Genomic DNA, 13790 nt, shown 5'->3' with positions numbered 1-13790 from the left:
CGGCCCGCTGCCACCAAGCCACCTGCGGTCCGACTACTCGCCGGGGTGGGCCAGTTCGATGTCGTGGCCGTCGACCCCGCGACCGTTCACCGTCAGCGCTCCGGCCACCGGCGGGTATCCGGTCGCGATGACCGTGTACTCGCCCGCGTCGAGGTCGGCGAAGGCGTACGCTCCGTCGTCCCCGGTCGTCGCCGTGGCGACCACGTTCCCGGCCGCGTCGACCAGCGTCACCCGCGCGTCGGGCGCCGGGCGCCGGGCGGCGCCCGCCCTGACCGTGCCCTGGACCAGGGCGCCGGACTGGAGCACGGCCTCGACCCGGGTGACACCCTGGCCGCCGATCTCCACCGGCAGGGCCATCGGACGGAAACCGGCGGCGTTCACCGCGACGGTCACCGGGCCGGGGACCAGCTCGCCGAAGGCGAACTCGCCCTGCTCGGCGGACTTCCCCGTGGCCAGCACGTCACCGCGCACATCGGTCACGATCACCATCGCGCCGTCGATCGGCCGGCCGCCGTCCGCGCTGTGCACGATCCCGGTGAGGCCGCTCGTACCGGAGAGCAGGATGTCGTACGAGAGCGGCTCGTCCGCGACGACCACCGTGGACGCCTGTGGCTGGAAGCCGTCGGCGGAGGCGATCAGGACGTACGAGCCGGAGCCCGGCGCGTCCAGGACGTAGCCGCCGTCGGGCTGGGCGACCGAGCGGGCCAGCTGGCGTCCGCCCAGCGAGATCAGGGTGACGGCCGCGCGGGGCACCGCCGTGCCCTCGGAACCGCGCACCACACCGCGTACGGCGGTGCCCTGGGGCGCAGGCGCACCGGCCTGCTGGGAGGGCACGGCGTCCACCAGGGCGGGCGCCTCGGCTACGGCCGACGGGGAACCGGTATCTCCGGCCGCGCTCGCCACGGCCACGGGCACCTCGGCGGTCGTCTCCATGACCGGCGCCGCGGATCCCGCGGTCTCGGCGCTCTCACCGCCTGCTCGCGTCTTCAACGCGACCTCCTTGATGAACAGCGTCAGCAGCAGCGCGAGGAGCGCGGCCGGAGCCGAGTAGAGGAAGACATCGCCGACGCCGTGGCCGTACGAGACTTCCACGATCTTCCGCATCGGGGCGGGCAGCGTGTCCAGGTTCGGGATGGCGTTGCCGCCGCTGCTCTGGTGGGCCAGGGCCGCGGCCTTCGGGCCGAGCTCGGCCAGGCCCTCGTCGCGGTAGTGCGCGACCCGGTTGGCGAGCACCGCGCCCAGCGCCGAGACACCGACCGCACCGCCGAGGGAGCGGAAGAAGGTGACGGTGGAACTGGCGGAGCCGAGGTCCTGCGGGGAGACCTGGTTCTGCGTGCACAGGACCAGGTTCTGCATCATCATGCCGACGCCGAGGCCCATGAGGGCCATGTAGATCGCCATGTGCCAGTACGGGGTGTCGTACCGCAGCGTGCCCAGCAGCCCGAGGCCCGCCGTCACCAGCACGCCACCACTGACGAGCCAGATCTTCCAGCGCCCCGTCTTGGTGATGACCAGACCCGAGACCGTGGAGGAGATGAACAGACCACCGATCATCGGGATGGTCATGACGCCGGACATCGTCGGCGATTCGCCGCGCGCCAGCTGGAAGTACTGGCTGAAGAAGACCGTGCCCGCGAACATCGCGATACCGACGAAGAGCGACGCCAGCGAGGCCAGCGTGATCGTCGGGTTGCGGAAGAGGCGCAGCGGGATGATCGGCTCGTCGGCCTTCGACTCCACGAGGATGAAGAGCAGACCGAGCAGGACCGATCCGCCGACCATCGCGTACGACTGCCCGGAGACCCAGTCGTACTTGTCACCCGCGAAGGTGACCCAGACCAGCAGCAGGCAGACGGCCGCGCTGATGAAGAAGGCGCCGAGCCAGTCGACCTTGACCTCGCGCCGGACGACCGGCAGCTTCAGGGTCTTCTGGAGGACGATCAGGGCGACGACGGCGAACGGGACGCCGACGTAGAAGCACCAGCGCCAGCCCAGCCACGAGGTGTCGGTGATGACACCGCCGAGCAGCGGGCCGCCGACGGTGGCGACGGCGAAGGTCGCGCCGAGGTAGCCGCTGTACCGGCCGCGCTCGCGCGGGGCGATCATCGCGGCCATCACGATCTGGGCGAGGGCGGAGAGACCGCCCATGCCTATGCCCTGGAGCACCCGGCAGGCGATCAGCATCTCGGCGTTCTGCGAGAGGCCGGCCACCACGGAGCCCAGGACATAGATGACCAGGGCTATCTGGACCAGGGCCTTCTTGCTGAAGAGGTCGGAGAGCTTGCCCCACAGCGGGGTGGACGCCGTCATCGCCAGCAGCGACGCGGTCACCACCCAGGTGTAGGCGCTCTGCCCGCCGCCGAGGTCGGAGATGATCTCGGGCAGGGCGTTGGTGACGATCGTCGACGAGAGGATCGCGACGAACATGCCCAGGAGCAGCCCGGACAGCGCTTCCATGATCTGTCGGTGTGACATCGGCGCACCGCTCGCGGAGGCGGGGGCGCCGCCTCCGTGCTTGGCGTGGCCGCCCCGCACACCCACTGGTGTGGTCGTAGCCATTGAATTCCTTGTCTTACGTCTCTTACTGCATGGGCGTACGGGTGTTACCGCATGGGTGTACGGGTGTACGAGTCCTCGTAACGCCAGTCCCGGCAGTCGCCGAAGCTGCTGCGCAGCCGGTCCAGCATGGTGCTGAGCTGTCCGACCTCGTCATCGGTCCAGTCCGCGAGCTTGTGGGCGAACATGTCGGTCGTCCGCCGGGCGAGCTCGTCGAGCAGCTCCCGCCCCGCGGGCGTGAGCCGCAGGATGCGGGAACGCTTGTCGGCGGGGTCCGGACACCGTTCGACCCAGCCGCGGTCCACCACATGAGCGACATGCCTGCTGGTCACCGACATGTCGACGGCCAGCAACTCGGCGAGGCGGCTCATCCGCATCTCGCCGTGCCGGTCGAGCAGGGTCAGCACGGCGGCCGATCCCGCGGGGCAGTCGGCGGGCAGGACACGAGCCAGGCCTCGCTTGATGACACCGATGGCACTGAGCTGCCGGGCCAGTTCCGCGTACTGACTCTGTGCGGCCATGGCCCCTCCCTGAAATCTTGTTGCTTAGGGCAACCACAAAACCATAGAAGCTGTTGGTTGCCACAGGCAAACTAAATCGGGCTCATGGGAGTAAAGGAACCCAAAAGGCTTCGCATGGTCGCGGTCAATGCCCGGCGTGGAGGCTGTCCGGCGTGGTCAGGGGGCGTGCGACCTGAGGGGAGGGGGGTACGGCACCCCGCGTACGTCGCGCTGGGGCACCCGGTCCGCACAAGGGGCACCTGGCCCGCACAAGAGGGCTCCCGGTCAGCACATGAGGATTCCGGTCCGCACAAGAGGGCTCCGGTCCGCACAAGGCGCGCCCTGTCCGCACAAGGGGACAGGCGTCCCGCAGGCGTTCCGTATATCGCGTTCCGTATATACGACGGCCGGTGGCGGGCCCGGGGTTGGGCGGGAACCGCGGGTTCGCTAGGGTCCTGCCGTATGGCACACAACCCCCATGCCCCACAGGGCCCCGAGGGCAATTCCGACCCCGCGGGCAGCACTCAGATGTTCCGTGCGTTCGTCGACGACGGCGAGCCGCAGCGCCGGCAGGCGCCGCCCCAGCAGAGCGGGCCGAAGGTCGGTCTGATCGTCGGCGTCGTCGCGGTCATCGCGGTGCTGGCCGTCGTCGGCTGGCTGGCCTTCTGATCGTACGGCGCCTCAACGGCACCGCGCGCCCGACCCGTACAGCGCCCAGCGACCTACAACTGACGAACCGTGCAACTGGCAGACCGCAGTTGACCGACGGACCGTCAATTCGAAACCCCGCCCGTCATGTCGCCCGGAGGAACGGGCGACGGGCGGGGTCCGCGCTCCTCAGTCCTCCGAGATCAGCCCTTCGCGCAGCTGCGCGAGCGTGCGGGTCAGCAGCCGCGAGACATGCATCTGGGAGATGCCCACCTCTTCGCCGATCTGTGACTGCGTCATGTTCGCGAAGAACCGGAGCATGATGATCTGCCGCTCGCGGGGCGGGAGTTTGGCGAGGAGCGGCTTGAGCGACTCGCGGTACTCGACACCCTCCAGCGCCATGTCCTCGTAGCCGAGCCGGTCCGCGAGCGAGCCCTCCCCGCCGTCGTCCTCGGGCGAGGGCGAGTCCAGTGAGGACGCGGTGTACGCGTTGCCGACCGCGAGGCCGTCGACCACGTCCTCCTCCGACACGCCCAGTACGGCGGCGAGTTCGGGAACGGTCGGCGAACGGTCGAGCTTCTGCGCCAGCTCGTCACTGGCCTTCGTGAGCGCGAGGCGCAACTCCTGGAGCCGGCGCGGCACTCGAACCGACCACGAGGTGTCCCGGAAGAAGCGCTTGATCTCACCGACGACCGTCGGCATCGCGAACGTCGGGAATTCCACGCCCCGTTCGCAGTCGAACCGGTCGATCGCCTTGATCAGGCCGATCGTGCCGACCTGGACGATGTCCTCCATCGGCTCGTTACGGCTCCGGAACCGAGCCGCCGCGTAGCGCACCAGCGGCAGATTCAGCTCGATGAGGGTGTCGCGTACGTAGGTGCGCTCCGGGCTGTCCTGATCGAGTACGGCAAGCCGCAGGAACAGGGAGCGGGACAGAGTACGGGTGTCGATGGCCTCAGGCTGGGACACCCGTGGCTGCTGCACCACCTGGTTGTCGAGAGCATCTGGCGCGGGAGCGCTCTTTGTGAGCGTGAGCACCTTCGAGCTGCCCTGTTCTACGGACATGCCACCCCCTTGAGGTCGCGGACGGTCGCGTCGGCCGCTCCCGTCGGAGGAACGCAGCCTCCACCTGAATACCGGAGGTGGGGCTGCGGCAAACGCGGTTCCAGCAGAATGTCACATGTCGGCAACACGCTGTAGTGACTTGTCGACAAGAAGGTGCGGGATCCGCCCTGGAAAGAGAGGGTGTGCGGCCTTTGGTCCGCCAAGGGAAAATAACGAGGGAAAGTACCCGTAAGAGTTACGCCTCGATCCGATTTGCGGATCGCAATCGAGCGAAGCTTCGGGCCAGGAGCCTTGACACGTGCATCTGGGAGACGCCCAGCTCCTGGCTGATCTGGGACTGCGTCAGGTTGTTGTAGTAGCGGAGCATCAGGATTCGCTGCTCCCGCTCGGGCAGTTGCACCAGCAGATGCCGGACCAGATCGCGATGTTCGACTCCGGCCAGCGCGGGGTCCTCGTACCCGAGCCGGTCCAGCAGGCCGGGCAGCCCGTCGCCCTCCTGGGCGGCCTCCAGTGAGGTCGCGTGGTACGACCGCCCCGCCTCGATGCAGGCCAGCACCTCGTCCTCGGAGATCTTCAGCCGCTCGGCGATCTCCCCGGTCGTCGGGGAGCGGCCGTGAGCCGTTGTCAGGTCCTCCGTGGCGCCGGTGACCTGGACCCACAGCTCATGCAGCCGGCGGGGGACGTGGACGGTCCGTACGTTGTCTCGAAAGTAACGTTTGATCTCGCCGACGACGGTCGGCATCGCGAAGGTCGGAAACTGCACCCCGCGGTCCGGGTCGAACCGGTCGATGGCGTTGATCAGGCCGATCGTGCCGACCTGGACGACGTCCTCCATGGGCTCGTTACGGCTCCGGAACCGGGCGGCCGCGTAGCGCACCAGCGGCAGATTCGCCTCGATGAGCGCCCCGCGCACCCGGGTGTGTTCGTCGCTGCCCGGTTCGAGTCCCTTGAGTTCGGCGAAGAGCACCTGGGTCAGCGCTCGGGTGTCCGCGCCACGGCTCTGCGCCGTCGTGGGGCGTGGTTCGGTCTCGATCTGGGGCGGCACTTGAGGCGTAGTACTGGCCGGCACGGTGACGCCACCCCTCTGCGGTCGACTACGTCAACTCATCCGTCAAAAGCGGTCATAGCATCACAAGACATGTCCACTGTGTGCAAGCACCCGTTAAAACCGTGTTGACGGCGAAATGGGGTAATAAACCCGAAAACCCCACACCTGAGAGTGTGGGGCAGCGGGAAGCGGGAGACTCAGAACTCGTAGTCGGCGATCACCCAGGTGGCGAATTCGCGCCACTGCACAACGGCTGCCTGGTGGGCCGGGTGGTTTGCGTAGCGCTGGAGCGCGTCCTGGTCGGCCACCGCCAGGTTGATGGCGAAGTCGTAGGCGATCGGGCGGTCGCTGATGTTCCAGGCGCACTCCCAGAACTCCACTTCGGGGACCTTCTCGCCGACTTCCTCGAAGGCCTTCGCGCCGGCGAGCACGCGCGACTCGTCGCGCGTGACGCCCTCATTGAGCTTGAAGAGGACCAGGTGGCGGATCAAGGGGCACTCCTTGGGGCGTCGGACTTCGGGGCGTCGGGCTCGGTGGGCTCGTAGACCATGGCACGCCGATGAGGCCGGGCGGTTGTGACACGACGGCCGGGGGGCCGGCCCGGCCCCGGGGCCTGCCCGGTGGGCCCGGGGCCTGCCCGGTCGGACAGAGCCTGACCGACGAGCAGAGCCTGACCGACGAGCGGAACCTGACTGCCGGGCGGATCCTGGTCGGCAGGCGGATCCTGATCGACGGCGGACCTAGTTGACGAGCTCGGACATGAACTCGCCGGCGCCCTTGGCGCCGCTCGAAATGCCCTCGAACCCGATCTCTACGAATTCGGTGGCCCGATCCGGGGACATGATGATCGTGTACAGCACGAAAACGGCCACCGCGTAGATGACGATCTTCTTCGCTTGGGCCATCCGCCGCTTCCTCCCGTGGTTCCCCTGTGCGGTCGCGAGAGTCTAACCGTATGAACGCCAATGGCCAGAGGCCGGTTGGTTGCACTCACGTAGCTTTTAGGGACCAAGGACCCGGCGGTCGAGGTCCTTTGCCGGGTGGTCCGGGCCCGGCGGGGCCGCACGATGGAGGGGAGCCCGGCGGATCCGGCAGGAGTCCCGCGGGCGAGGAACCGGCCTCCACTGCGGGGTTCGCGCCGCCTGCTATCCCCCTGGCCGCGGCGCGGGCTTGCGGGACCGGTTCCCATCGGGGGGAGCGGTCTGTCTTCCCCCCCGACGCCGCTCCCCTCGCCCCACCACGTAATCAGCGGACGCCGGGGCCACGGCCAGGCTGTCCCGGACACGCATCACGTGACCGACGGACGCGTCGAGGGCCGCCTCCGTCCGCGCCATCGTCCCTGTGCTCGCTCCTGGCCCTCCCGGCCACAGCGCCGGCTGTCGGCGCGGCGGCAAGACGGCACGCCTTCGTCGCGGGGTCACGTCGGGACCGCTGAACATCGCATCCCGTGGAGTGATCAGGCAGCGTGCGCGGTGAAGACGACGGTCGAAGTGTCGCCGTCCAGGGCGATGTTGAGCGAGGCGTCGAGGGCCTTGGCGAGACGAGCCAGAAGGGGCAGCGTAGGGACGGTTCCCCCGAGTTCCAGCTTCGATACCTGAGGCTGGGTCATGTTCGCCCGCTTTGCGAGTTCGCTCTGGGAGATGCCCAGTTCGGCTCGGCGGTCGTAAACGGCTTGTCCGAGATCGAAGGCCATGCGGATCTCGGCGCGCATCGTCTCGACCTCGGCCGGCTCCGTGTAGCCCTCGGCGTGGGTGCGTTCGCGGGCGAGCTTCCAGCGTGTGTGGTTCATCAGCCCTCTCCCTTCAGTACGTCGCGAGTGAACTCGTCATGCGCGGTGTGGCGTTCCGCTTCGCAGCGCTTCCTCGTCTGCCTGGCGCGGTCCACTTCGGCTTCTTCGCGCGTCCGGGTCTTGCGGAACACGGTCAGGAGCACGATCCGGCGGTTGGGAGCGAGCCAGTAGGTCAGGCGAATGGCGTCGCTGTCGTGTCCCAGGATGAAGCGCAGAGAGCCAAGCGTATGGACAACCTTGGGTGTCACGGTCGTTCCGCGGTCCCGTTCGGCCGATCAAGCGCCATGGTCTCGTGGCGCAACGTGTCGCCGACCGGTTCGCGACGCGGTCGTACGGCGGGTGGTCGTTGAAGGGGCCGGGTCGCGTGCCGCCCATTCATGGTGAGCGCTGCCGACGCTGCCAGAAGGCGTGTGTCCGCCAGCGCTGCTCCTGGTGGTAGGCCTCGGCGTGATGCCGGTCGTAGGCGTCCGCGATGCGATCCAGGAAGGCGGTATAGGCCGCGAGGGCGCGTGTTTCGCCGGACAGACACAGGTGGGCGGCTCGGCCGGCGCGGGCTCCTGTGTGCAGGGCCGTGAGGATGCCCTGGGAAGAGAGCGGGTCGAAGGCGATCGCGGCATCGCCGGCGGCGATCCAACCAGGACCCGCCGGAGGGGACAGCCGCAGCCCGTGGGCCGCGGTCCAGCGTGGTTCCGGGGTGTGGGCGGGGTCGTAGCCGTCGAGGCGGGCACGGATGTGCCGGGTCGGCGCGACCGCGCCGAGGAAGCCCTCGGCGGTGCGCAGAGCGGGATCGGTGAGGTCGGCGTCGGTGAGGTGGGCGACCAGCCGCCCGGCGGGGACCCTGGCGGTGTACCACCAGCCCTGGGGTGCCGCCTCAAGCAGCGTACGAAGCTCCACGTCCTCGGTGCGCCGGCCGGGCAGGCGGTGGCTGAACAGGGCGAATACGGCCACGAGCCGGTCCTGCCTGCGGCGGAGGGCGCGTTGGCGGCCGATGACGGCGCGGCGGCCGGTGGCATCCACGACCCAGTCGCAGTACAGCTCTTTCACGAGGCCCTGTTCGCGGATCAGCGTGCGGGGCTCCCCGGCGTCGGTGACGTGCCGTACGACGTCGCCCTTCCGCAGCTGGGCGCCGGCGGCTACCGCGGCGTCGCGCAGGAACGCGTCGAACCGGCTCCGGTCGAGGTGCCAGCCATGTCCGTTCGGGTCGTAGAGGTGGCTTTGGCCGTGGAGCCTCCGCGACCCCCAGGACGCGTAGGTGCCCGGGCAGCGGAGGTGCGCGTCGGCGGCGAAGCCGGGCCACAGGCCCAGATCGTGCAGCAACGGCCGGGCCGCGGGCGGCAGAGTCTCCCCGACCTTGAACGGGGAGGGCCCCTGCCGGTCCGTGTGCCGGTCGACGAGCAGGACGCGACGGCCGGCCCGCGCCAGGACCAGGGCCGCGACGGCGCCTGCCGGGCCGCCTCCGGCCACGACCGCCTCGAAGCGCTCGACCGCCTGGGAGCGCTGGCCTGCCTTGGCGGGAGCCGCTGGGCGGGTGCCGGCGTTCACCCTTCGCCCGGGAAGCGCACGACCTTGTCGAAGAAGCCCGCCATCACCTCCTCGTCGGGCACGTCGGTCTGGGAGATGGCGGCCGCCACGGCGGCCTCGCCCAGTTCGGGGTCGGCGGCCTCCGGCACGTGCAGGCACCGCAGATTCCGCAGAGGGGGCGGGGGTTGCTCAGGGTGGAAGCTCACCTCGGACTCCACCAGCATCGTCGCGGGCAGGTCCGGACCGGCGGTGGGCGCCACACGCCGTTCGACGAGCCCGAGCTTGCCGAAGTCCTTGACCATGGCGTTCATCTGCTCGATACGGTCAGGGGGAAGCCACCTGTCCCAGACGGCCCGGCGCTCGAAGGCGGTCTGGCGTTCCTCGGGGGTGAGGCCGGGGTCGATGGCCTTCTCGTAGTCCTCTTCCGTCAGGACCTGGTTGGGCACCCGCGCCGGCCAGAACGTGGGGAGGTAGGGGTCGTACCGCGGCCCGTAGCCCAGGTAATAGCCGGAGCGGCAGCGGGCGGTGTCGGTCTGCCAGGGCACGGCCATCCAGCGGGTCAGATCGCCCGGCCCCTGCGCGTACAGCGGACCGTCGACCGCGAGCGCCGTCTGAGGGGTGAGCACACTGGCGTACGCGGGTTCGGGCTCGGTGGGATCGCGGTGCCGCAGCCGGAACGGTGCGGAGTACATGGTGGGGTGGCGCATCGGCCAGGTGAGCTCACAGCCGGGATGGAAGGCGTCGGCGACACAGAAGGACAGGGCGGCCCGGTCGAGTGTCCGGGGACGCTCCGGGAGGGGAACGTCGTCAAGAACCCCGGGCGCCACCGCCGACGGGTCGAGGTCGGCGTCGAAGTCCCCGGCGGCCCAGCGGGCCAGCAACTCGTACTGCAACGGGGACAGTGCCAGATGCTGCCGTGCCGAGACGGGGCGGACGCTCATCGCGTCGCCGTAGACCGGTGGCCATGACACGGGAGAGAGCCCGTCGCGGTCCGGATCCCGCATCGTGGCCCAGATCTGCTGACGCAGCTCGCCGTGGCGTGGACCGGGGTCGGCCAGTCCGGCGAGCCGGTCGGGGGCCAGGAAGTGTTCGCGCCCGCCGTGTCCGAACTGGGCCGCGATTCCGCGGTTGACCCATTGCAAGTCGCACAGGCGCCGCAGGATGGGCAGCACGTCACGGGTGAACGAGACCCGCTGCGGAGTCGGCAGCGTACCGGCGGACACGAAGGTGTCGAGCATCAGGTCGTACATGGTGCGCACCGACTTGATTTCCGGCGCGAAGTTCGGGGGAGCCACCACCACCCAGGCCGGCTCGACCGGTACCGCGTGGCCGTCGATACGGACCTGCGCGGTCACCGGCCCGTCGGAGACGTCGTCGTGCCAGCCGTCGTTGTTGGCGAAATTCGTCGCCTGGGTGTTGTCCTTGGAAGCGGAGACACCGTGCCCGCCGAGGAAGATCAACCGGCCGGCGCCGTCGGTGCGCAGCTCACCCAGATAGACGGGTTTCCCCAGGAAGGAGCCGGTGTCGAAGCGGTACTCGGGTCGCTCCGCACGGTCCCTGCCGCGGATCGACCGGGGGCCGGGGTCGATGATCAGCTTGCCGCGATCTCCGGCCGGAACCGTGGAGTTGCGCAAGGTGGTCTGGGCCGCCTGGGCCGCCTCGGGGATGTCCAGGGCCAGTTGGAACTGGTACCAGGCGGCTTTCTTGTTGGCCACGTGCACGGTCCAGCGGAGGTCCGCGTTGTCCGCCGTCAGTTCGGCGACCGGCTCGCCGGCGGCGTTGTAGCCGTAGACGCGGAAACGCGCCGCCTGACGCTTGAGGGCGCCCGTCGCGTCCTTGTAGGTGCCGGTGGGCAGAGGCGGCGGATCGTCGACCTCCGGGGCGAAGAAGAACTGGTCGGCGCTGTCACCGACCCGGGCCACCCCGATCGCGGGATGGATCGCGGCCCGTACGACTCGGGCGTCGCGCCCGTGCGGTTCGACGGACGGCGGCCGTGCGGGACCGGGTTCCGTCGCCGGAATGCCGTTGGCGTCGCGGCGTCGTGCCGCTGACAAGCGGTACACGATTCCGCGTGCCTCGGCGATGCTGCCGATCGGCCGGTGCTCGGGCAGGCTGTGCCAGGGGTTGTAGGCGAGGTTGTCGCCGTAGGCTTCCTGGCCGCGTGCCGTGATGTCCTGCTGGTGCAGGGTCAGTCTCGCGACGAGGACGGGGGCGCTCTGCGCCTCCTCCCAGCGCACGGTGGCGCGGTCCAGCGGCATCCGGTCCGGGTCCGCGCGGAACTGCAGCATCAGATCGAAGGCGGCCTCGCCGGCGGACAGCCGATGCCGCAGGTCGCCGCGGAGGAACGAGGGATCCTCGTCCGGCGGCGTCGCCCGCGGGTCACCGGGCGGGCAGTCGACCGGTACGAGCTTGTACTTCACGTACCGGTCGGGCCCGAACGCATACGGCAGCACACCCCAGTACGTGGCCCTGAGCGTGCTTTCCTCCGGCTTTCGCATCTCTTCGAGAATGCGGCGGGTGAGCGGGTGGGCGTTCTGGTACGCCACGGGGTCCTGCTGGAATTCGCACATGTCCCGGGCGGTGTCGACGAAGAAGACGTCGTGGTTCTGCACCACGAGGTCCTGCGTGTCCGCCCGGCCCTCCTCCTCCAGCAGCTTCGGTCCGGACACACCGAAAAGCTTGATGCCCATGCCGATCGTGCGGCGAAAATCGGTCCGGTCCGGCAGGGTGTCGCTGGAGAAGCGGACCCAGGCGGTCAGGCCCCCTTCCTGTCCATGCGCGGCGCCGAGGAATCCGGTACGGAGGTCCGGTGGCAGATCGGGGGCGACGGTGAGAACGCCACGGGCAGCGCCGTGATATTTGACGAAGACCGGTCGCAGAGCCGGATCCTGCCCCTGGGCGATCCGGTCCCCCATGCGCTCGCCCACGAACTCGGCCACGATCCCGGCGATCGGCTCGGTGGCGCAGTCGGGCAGGGCCTCCGGGGAGTTCCGGTGCGGGTCGGGTGTCCCAGTCATGGTCGCGCTCTCCTGCTGGTCGAGTGCTGGTCGAGTGCTGGTCGAGCCGGTTCGGTGTTCTCCGTACATGACTGGAACAAACCCGACCCAAATATGTCTGGCAGGGAGTAAGGCACGCAGATGGTGGCATGGAGCGCCGGGACGCTCTGCCCGATGGAGCAGGCCCGTACGGCCCGGGGTGTACGGGTTTGAGGCCGTCCACGCGCCGGTGTGGGCGCGGAGGGATGTGAACCCGGCCCGCCGCCGCGTCCGCGACCCGGGTGCGGTACGAAGTCCGGTGTGAACGAACAGACTCAGCCCGCGACCGTTCGCGTGTTCATCGCCCTCGCCCCGCCCGACCACGCGAAAGAAGAACTGGCCCGGGAGCTGCGCCCCGCATATGACACGCACCCTGACTTGCGGTGGAACCGCGTCGAGGACTGGCACATCACCCTGGCGTTCCTCGGGGAGCTACCGGCCGGGACCGTTCCGCTCCTGCGCCCGCCCCTCGCCGACCTCGCGGCGGACCGCCGACCACTTCGTCTGGCACTTCGCGGCAGCGGAAACTTCGACGACCGGGTGCTGTGGAGCGGAATCGACGGAGACCTCGATGAGCTGCACATGCTTGCCGCCGATGTGCGTGCCGCGGTCAAGAGCTGCGGTGTCGCCTTCGAGGAGCGGCCCCTGCACCCACATCTGACGTTGGCCCGCGCACGCCGGGGAGATCGGTCCACGACAGGAGAAATCGCCGAAGGACTCGCCGGATTCACCGGCCGCCGCTGGCATGCCGAACGTCTGCACCTGGTCGGCAGCAACGTCGGCCGTAGCCGCGGACCGATCCACTACCGCGACATCGAGGCCTGGCCCCTCGGCGAGGGGAACCGCGAAGGATCTTGAACGAACCCGGACCGCAGGTGACGAACCCGGACCGCAGGTGACGGACGGCCCGCCTCCGCCACAGGCGGAAGCTTTTCCCCCGCCGGTCACTCGGTCACTCGTCGGGCGCGCCGGGGCCGGCCTGCCGCAGGCAGCGTTCCAGGCGTCGCAGAAACCCGTCGAAGGACTCTTCCGCGGGCCAGGTCTCGTAGGCGGTGATCGTGGCGGCCACCGCGAGGTTCAGCCGGAGGACGGGAGTCATTTCGTCGGCGCCGGTGATGCGGGACTCCACCCAGCGCCTCAGGTCGCTGAAGAACTGCTCGCCGAAGCGCTGGGCCGACTGCGCGAAGGCGGGTGACTGCGCCTTGATGCGGCGCTGCAGCGGCATGCGGTCGCGCAGGCTCTGGCAGAACCCCGTCAGGATCGCGGTGAGCGAGTCCCAGAGTGGTTCGTCCGCGGGGCGCTCATCCATCAGAGCCTGCCAGTTGAGCCGCTCCTCAGGATCCTGGTCCAGGACCGCGGCGTCCTTGCCGGCGAAGTAGTTGAAGAAGGTGGCGCGCGAGACGTTCGCCGCCTCCGCGATCTGCTCGACCGTCGTGGCCTCGTAGCCCTGCTCGTCGAAGAGCCGCAGCGCGGCGGTCCGGATGGCACGCCAGGTCGCCAGTTTCTTGCGTTCGCGCAGGTTCATGTGGTTCCTCCCATGAGTCCATACTACGTGCGATTTCTGGACGGATGCATTTATGGATGAGGCTAATTTTGTACGGGTCTAACTTTGTGGGGTACGGTGAAGC

General features: G+C 69.3%; 13 protein-coding genes. 2 read left to right on the top strand and 11 right to left on the bottom strand.

The features are described 5' to 3' along the window. Window positions 1-33: 33 nt before the first annotated feature. Window positions 34-2559 (bottom strand): MFS transporter, encoded by a 2526-nt coding sequence (locus ACIQD6_RS14595; protein ID WP_401881970.1) that lies wholly within the window; start codon window positions 2557-2559, stop codon window positions 34-36. A gap of 44 nt (window positions 2560-2603) precedes the next feature. Then, window positions 2604-3077, bottom strand: a complete 474-nt coding sequence (locus ACIQD6_RS14590; RefSeq protein WP_401881967.1) for a MarR family winged helix-turn-helix transcriptional regulator — start codon at window positions 3075-3077, stop codon at window positions 2604-2606. Between the two features lie 441 nt (window positions 3078-3518). On the opposite strand from ACIQD6_RS14590, the gene ACIQD6_RS14585 reads away from it, so the two are divergent. Next, complete coding sequence (locus tag ACIQD6_RS14585; protein ID WP_401881964.1) at window positions 3519-3725, top strand: hypothetical protein; 207 nt, start codon at window positions 3519-3521, stop codon at window positions 3723-3725. A gap of 168 nt (window positions 3726-3893) precedes the next feature. Here ACIQD6_RS14585 and ACIQD6_RS14580 read toward each other — a convergent pair whose 3' ends face one another. From ACIQD6_RS14580 to ACIQD6_RS14545, 8 genes are all read right to left on the bottom strand, one after another. Next, entirely contained in the window at window positions 3894-4769 is an 876-nt protein-coding gene (locus tag ACIQD6_RS14580; protein ID WP_401881962.1) for an RNA polymerase sigma factor SigF, read from the bottom strand. Window positions 4770-5004: 235 nt separating this feature from the next. Then, window positions 5005-5838: an RNA polymerase sigma factor SigF gene (locus ACIQD6_RS14575; RefSeq protein WP_401881959.1), complete on the bottom strand. Its 834-nt coding sequence runs from the start codon at window positions 5836-5838 to the stop codon at window positions 5005-5007. Between the two features lie 176 nt (window positions 5839-6014). Next, entirely contained in the window at window positions 6015-6308 is a 294-nt protein-coding gene (locus ACIQD6_RS14570; protein WP_401881956.1) for a Dabb family protein, read from the bottom strand. Window positions 6309-6557: 249 nt separating this feature from the next. After that, window positions 6558-6722, bottom strand: coding sequence for a hypothetical protein (locus tag ACIQD6_RS14565; protein ID WP_401881954.1), 165 nt, complete (start codon window positions 6720-6722; stop codon window positions 6558-6560). A gap of 551 nt (window positions 6723-7273) precedes the next feature. Next, window positions 7274-7606, bottom strand: coding sequence for a helix-turn-helix transcriptional regulator (locus ACIQD6_RS14560; RefSeq protein ID WP_401881951.1), 333 nt, complete (start codon window positions 7604-7606; stop codon window positions 7274-7276). After that, a complete protein-coding gene (locus ACIQD6_RS14555) occupies window positions 7606-7854 on the bottom strand; it encodes a DNA-binding protein (protein ID WP_401881948.1) in 249 nt (82 codons plus the stop codon). The genes ACIQD6_RS14560 and ACIQD6_RS14555 overlap by 1 nt, the downstream gene beginning before the upstream one ends. Window positions 7855-7981: 127 nt before the next feature. Continuing rightward, window positions 7982-9148 (bottom strand): tryptophan 7-halogenase, encoded by a 1167-nt coding sequence (locus ACIQD6_RS14550; protein ID WP_401881945.1) that lies wholly within the window; start codon window positions 9146-9148, stop codon window positions 7982-7984. Next, complete coding sequence (locus tag ACIQD6_RS14545; RefSeq protein WP_401881943.1) at window positions 9145-12144, bottom strand: LodA/GoxA family CTQ-dependent oxidase; 3000 nt, start codon at window positions 12142-12144, stop codon at window positions 9145-9147. The genes ACIQD6_RS14550 and ACIQD6_RS14545 overlap by 4 nt, the downstream gene beginning before the upstream one ends. 279 nt (window positions 12145-12423) lie before the next feature. Between ACIQD6_RS14545 and thpR the strand changes: the two genes are divergently transcribed. After that, window positions 12424-13020 (top strand): RNA 2',3'-cyclic phosphodiesterase, encoded by a 597-nt coding sequence (gene thpR / locus ACIQD6_RS14540; RefSeq protein ID WP_401881941.1) that lies wholly within the window; start codon window positions 12424-12426, stop codon window positions 13018-13020. 94 nt (window positions 13021-13114) lie between these two features. Here thpR and ACIQD6_RS14535 read toward each other — a convergent pair whose 3' ends face one another. After that, window positions 13115-13687 (bottom strand): TetR/AcrR family transcriptional regulator, encoded by a 573-nt coding sequence (locus ACIQD6_RS14535; RefSeq protein WP_401881938.1) that lies wholly within the window; start codon window positions 13685-13687, stop codon window positions 13115-13117. Window positions 13688-13790: the final 103 nt, after the last annotated feature.

Origin of the sequence: Streptomyces sp. NPDC088400, assembly GCF_044753355.1 — a bacterium.
Taxonomy (GTDB): domain Bacteria; phylum Actinomycetota; class Actinomycetes; order Streptomycetales; family Streptomycetaceae; genus Streptomyces.
This window is presented reverse-complemented; position numbering and strand designations above follow the sequence as displayed.

Excerpts from the sequence above, each read along its gene's own strand:
- ACIQD6_RS14580 (WP_401881962.1), bottom strand. The coding sequence starts at position 4,769 with ATGTCCGTAGAACAGGGCAGCTCGAAGGTGCTCACGCTCACAAAGAGC.
- ACIQD6_RS14560 (WP_401881951.1), bottom strand. The coding sequence starts at position 7,606 with ATGAACCACACACGCTGGAAGCTCGCCCGCGAACGCACCCACGCCGAG.
- ACIQD6_RS14535 (WP_401881938.1), bottom strand. The coding sequence starts at position 13,687 with ATGAACCTGCGCGAACGCAAGAAACTGGCGACCTGGCGTGCCATCCGG.
- ACIQD6_RS14595 (WP_401881970.1), bottom strand. The coding sequence starts at position 2,559 with ATGGCTACGACCACACCAGTGGGTGTGCGGGGCGGCCACGCCAAGCAC.
- ACIQD6_RS14565 (WP_401881954.1), bottom strand. The coding sequence starts at position 6,722 with ATGGCCCAAGCGAAGAAGATCGTCATCTACGCGGTGGCCGTTTTCGTG.
- ACIQD6_RS14590 (WP_401881967.1), bottom strand. The coding sequence starts at position 3,077 with ATGGCCGCACAGAGTCAGTACGCGGAACTGGCCCGGCAGCTCAGTGCC.
- ACIQD6_RS14585 (WP_401881964.1), top strand. The coding sequence starts at position 3,519 with ATGGCACACAACCCCCATGCCCCACAGGGCCCCGAGGGCAATTCCGAC.
- ACIQD6_RS14545 (WP_401881943.1), bottom strand. The coding sequence starts at position 12,144 with ATGACTGGGACACCCGACCCGCACCGGAACTCCCCGGAGGCCCTGCCC.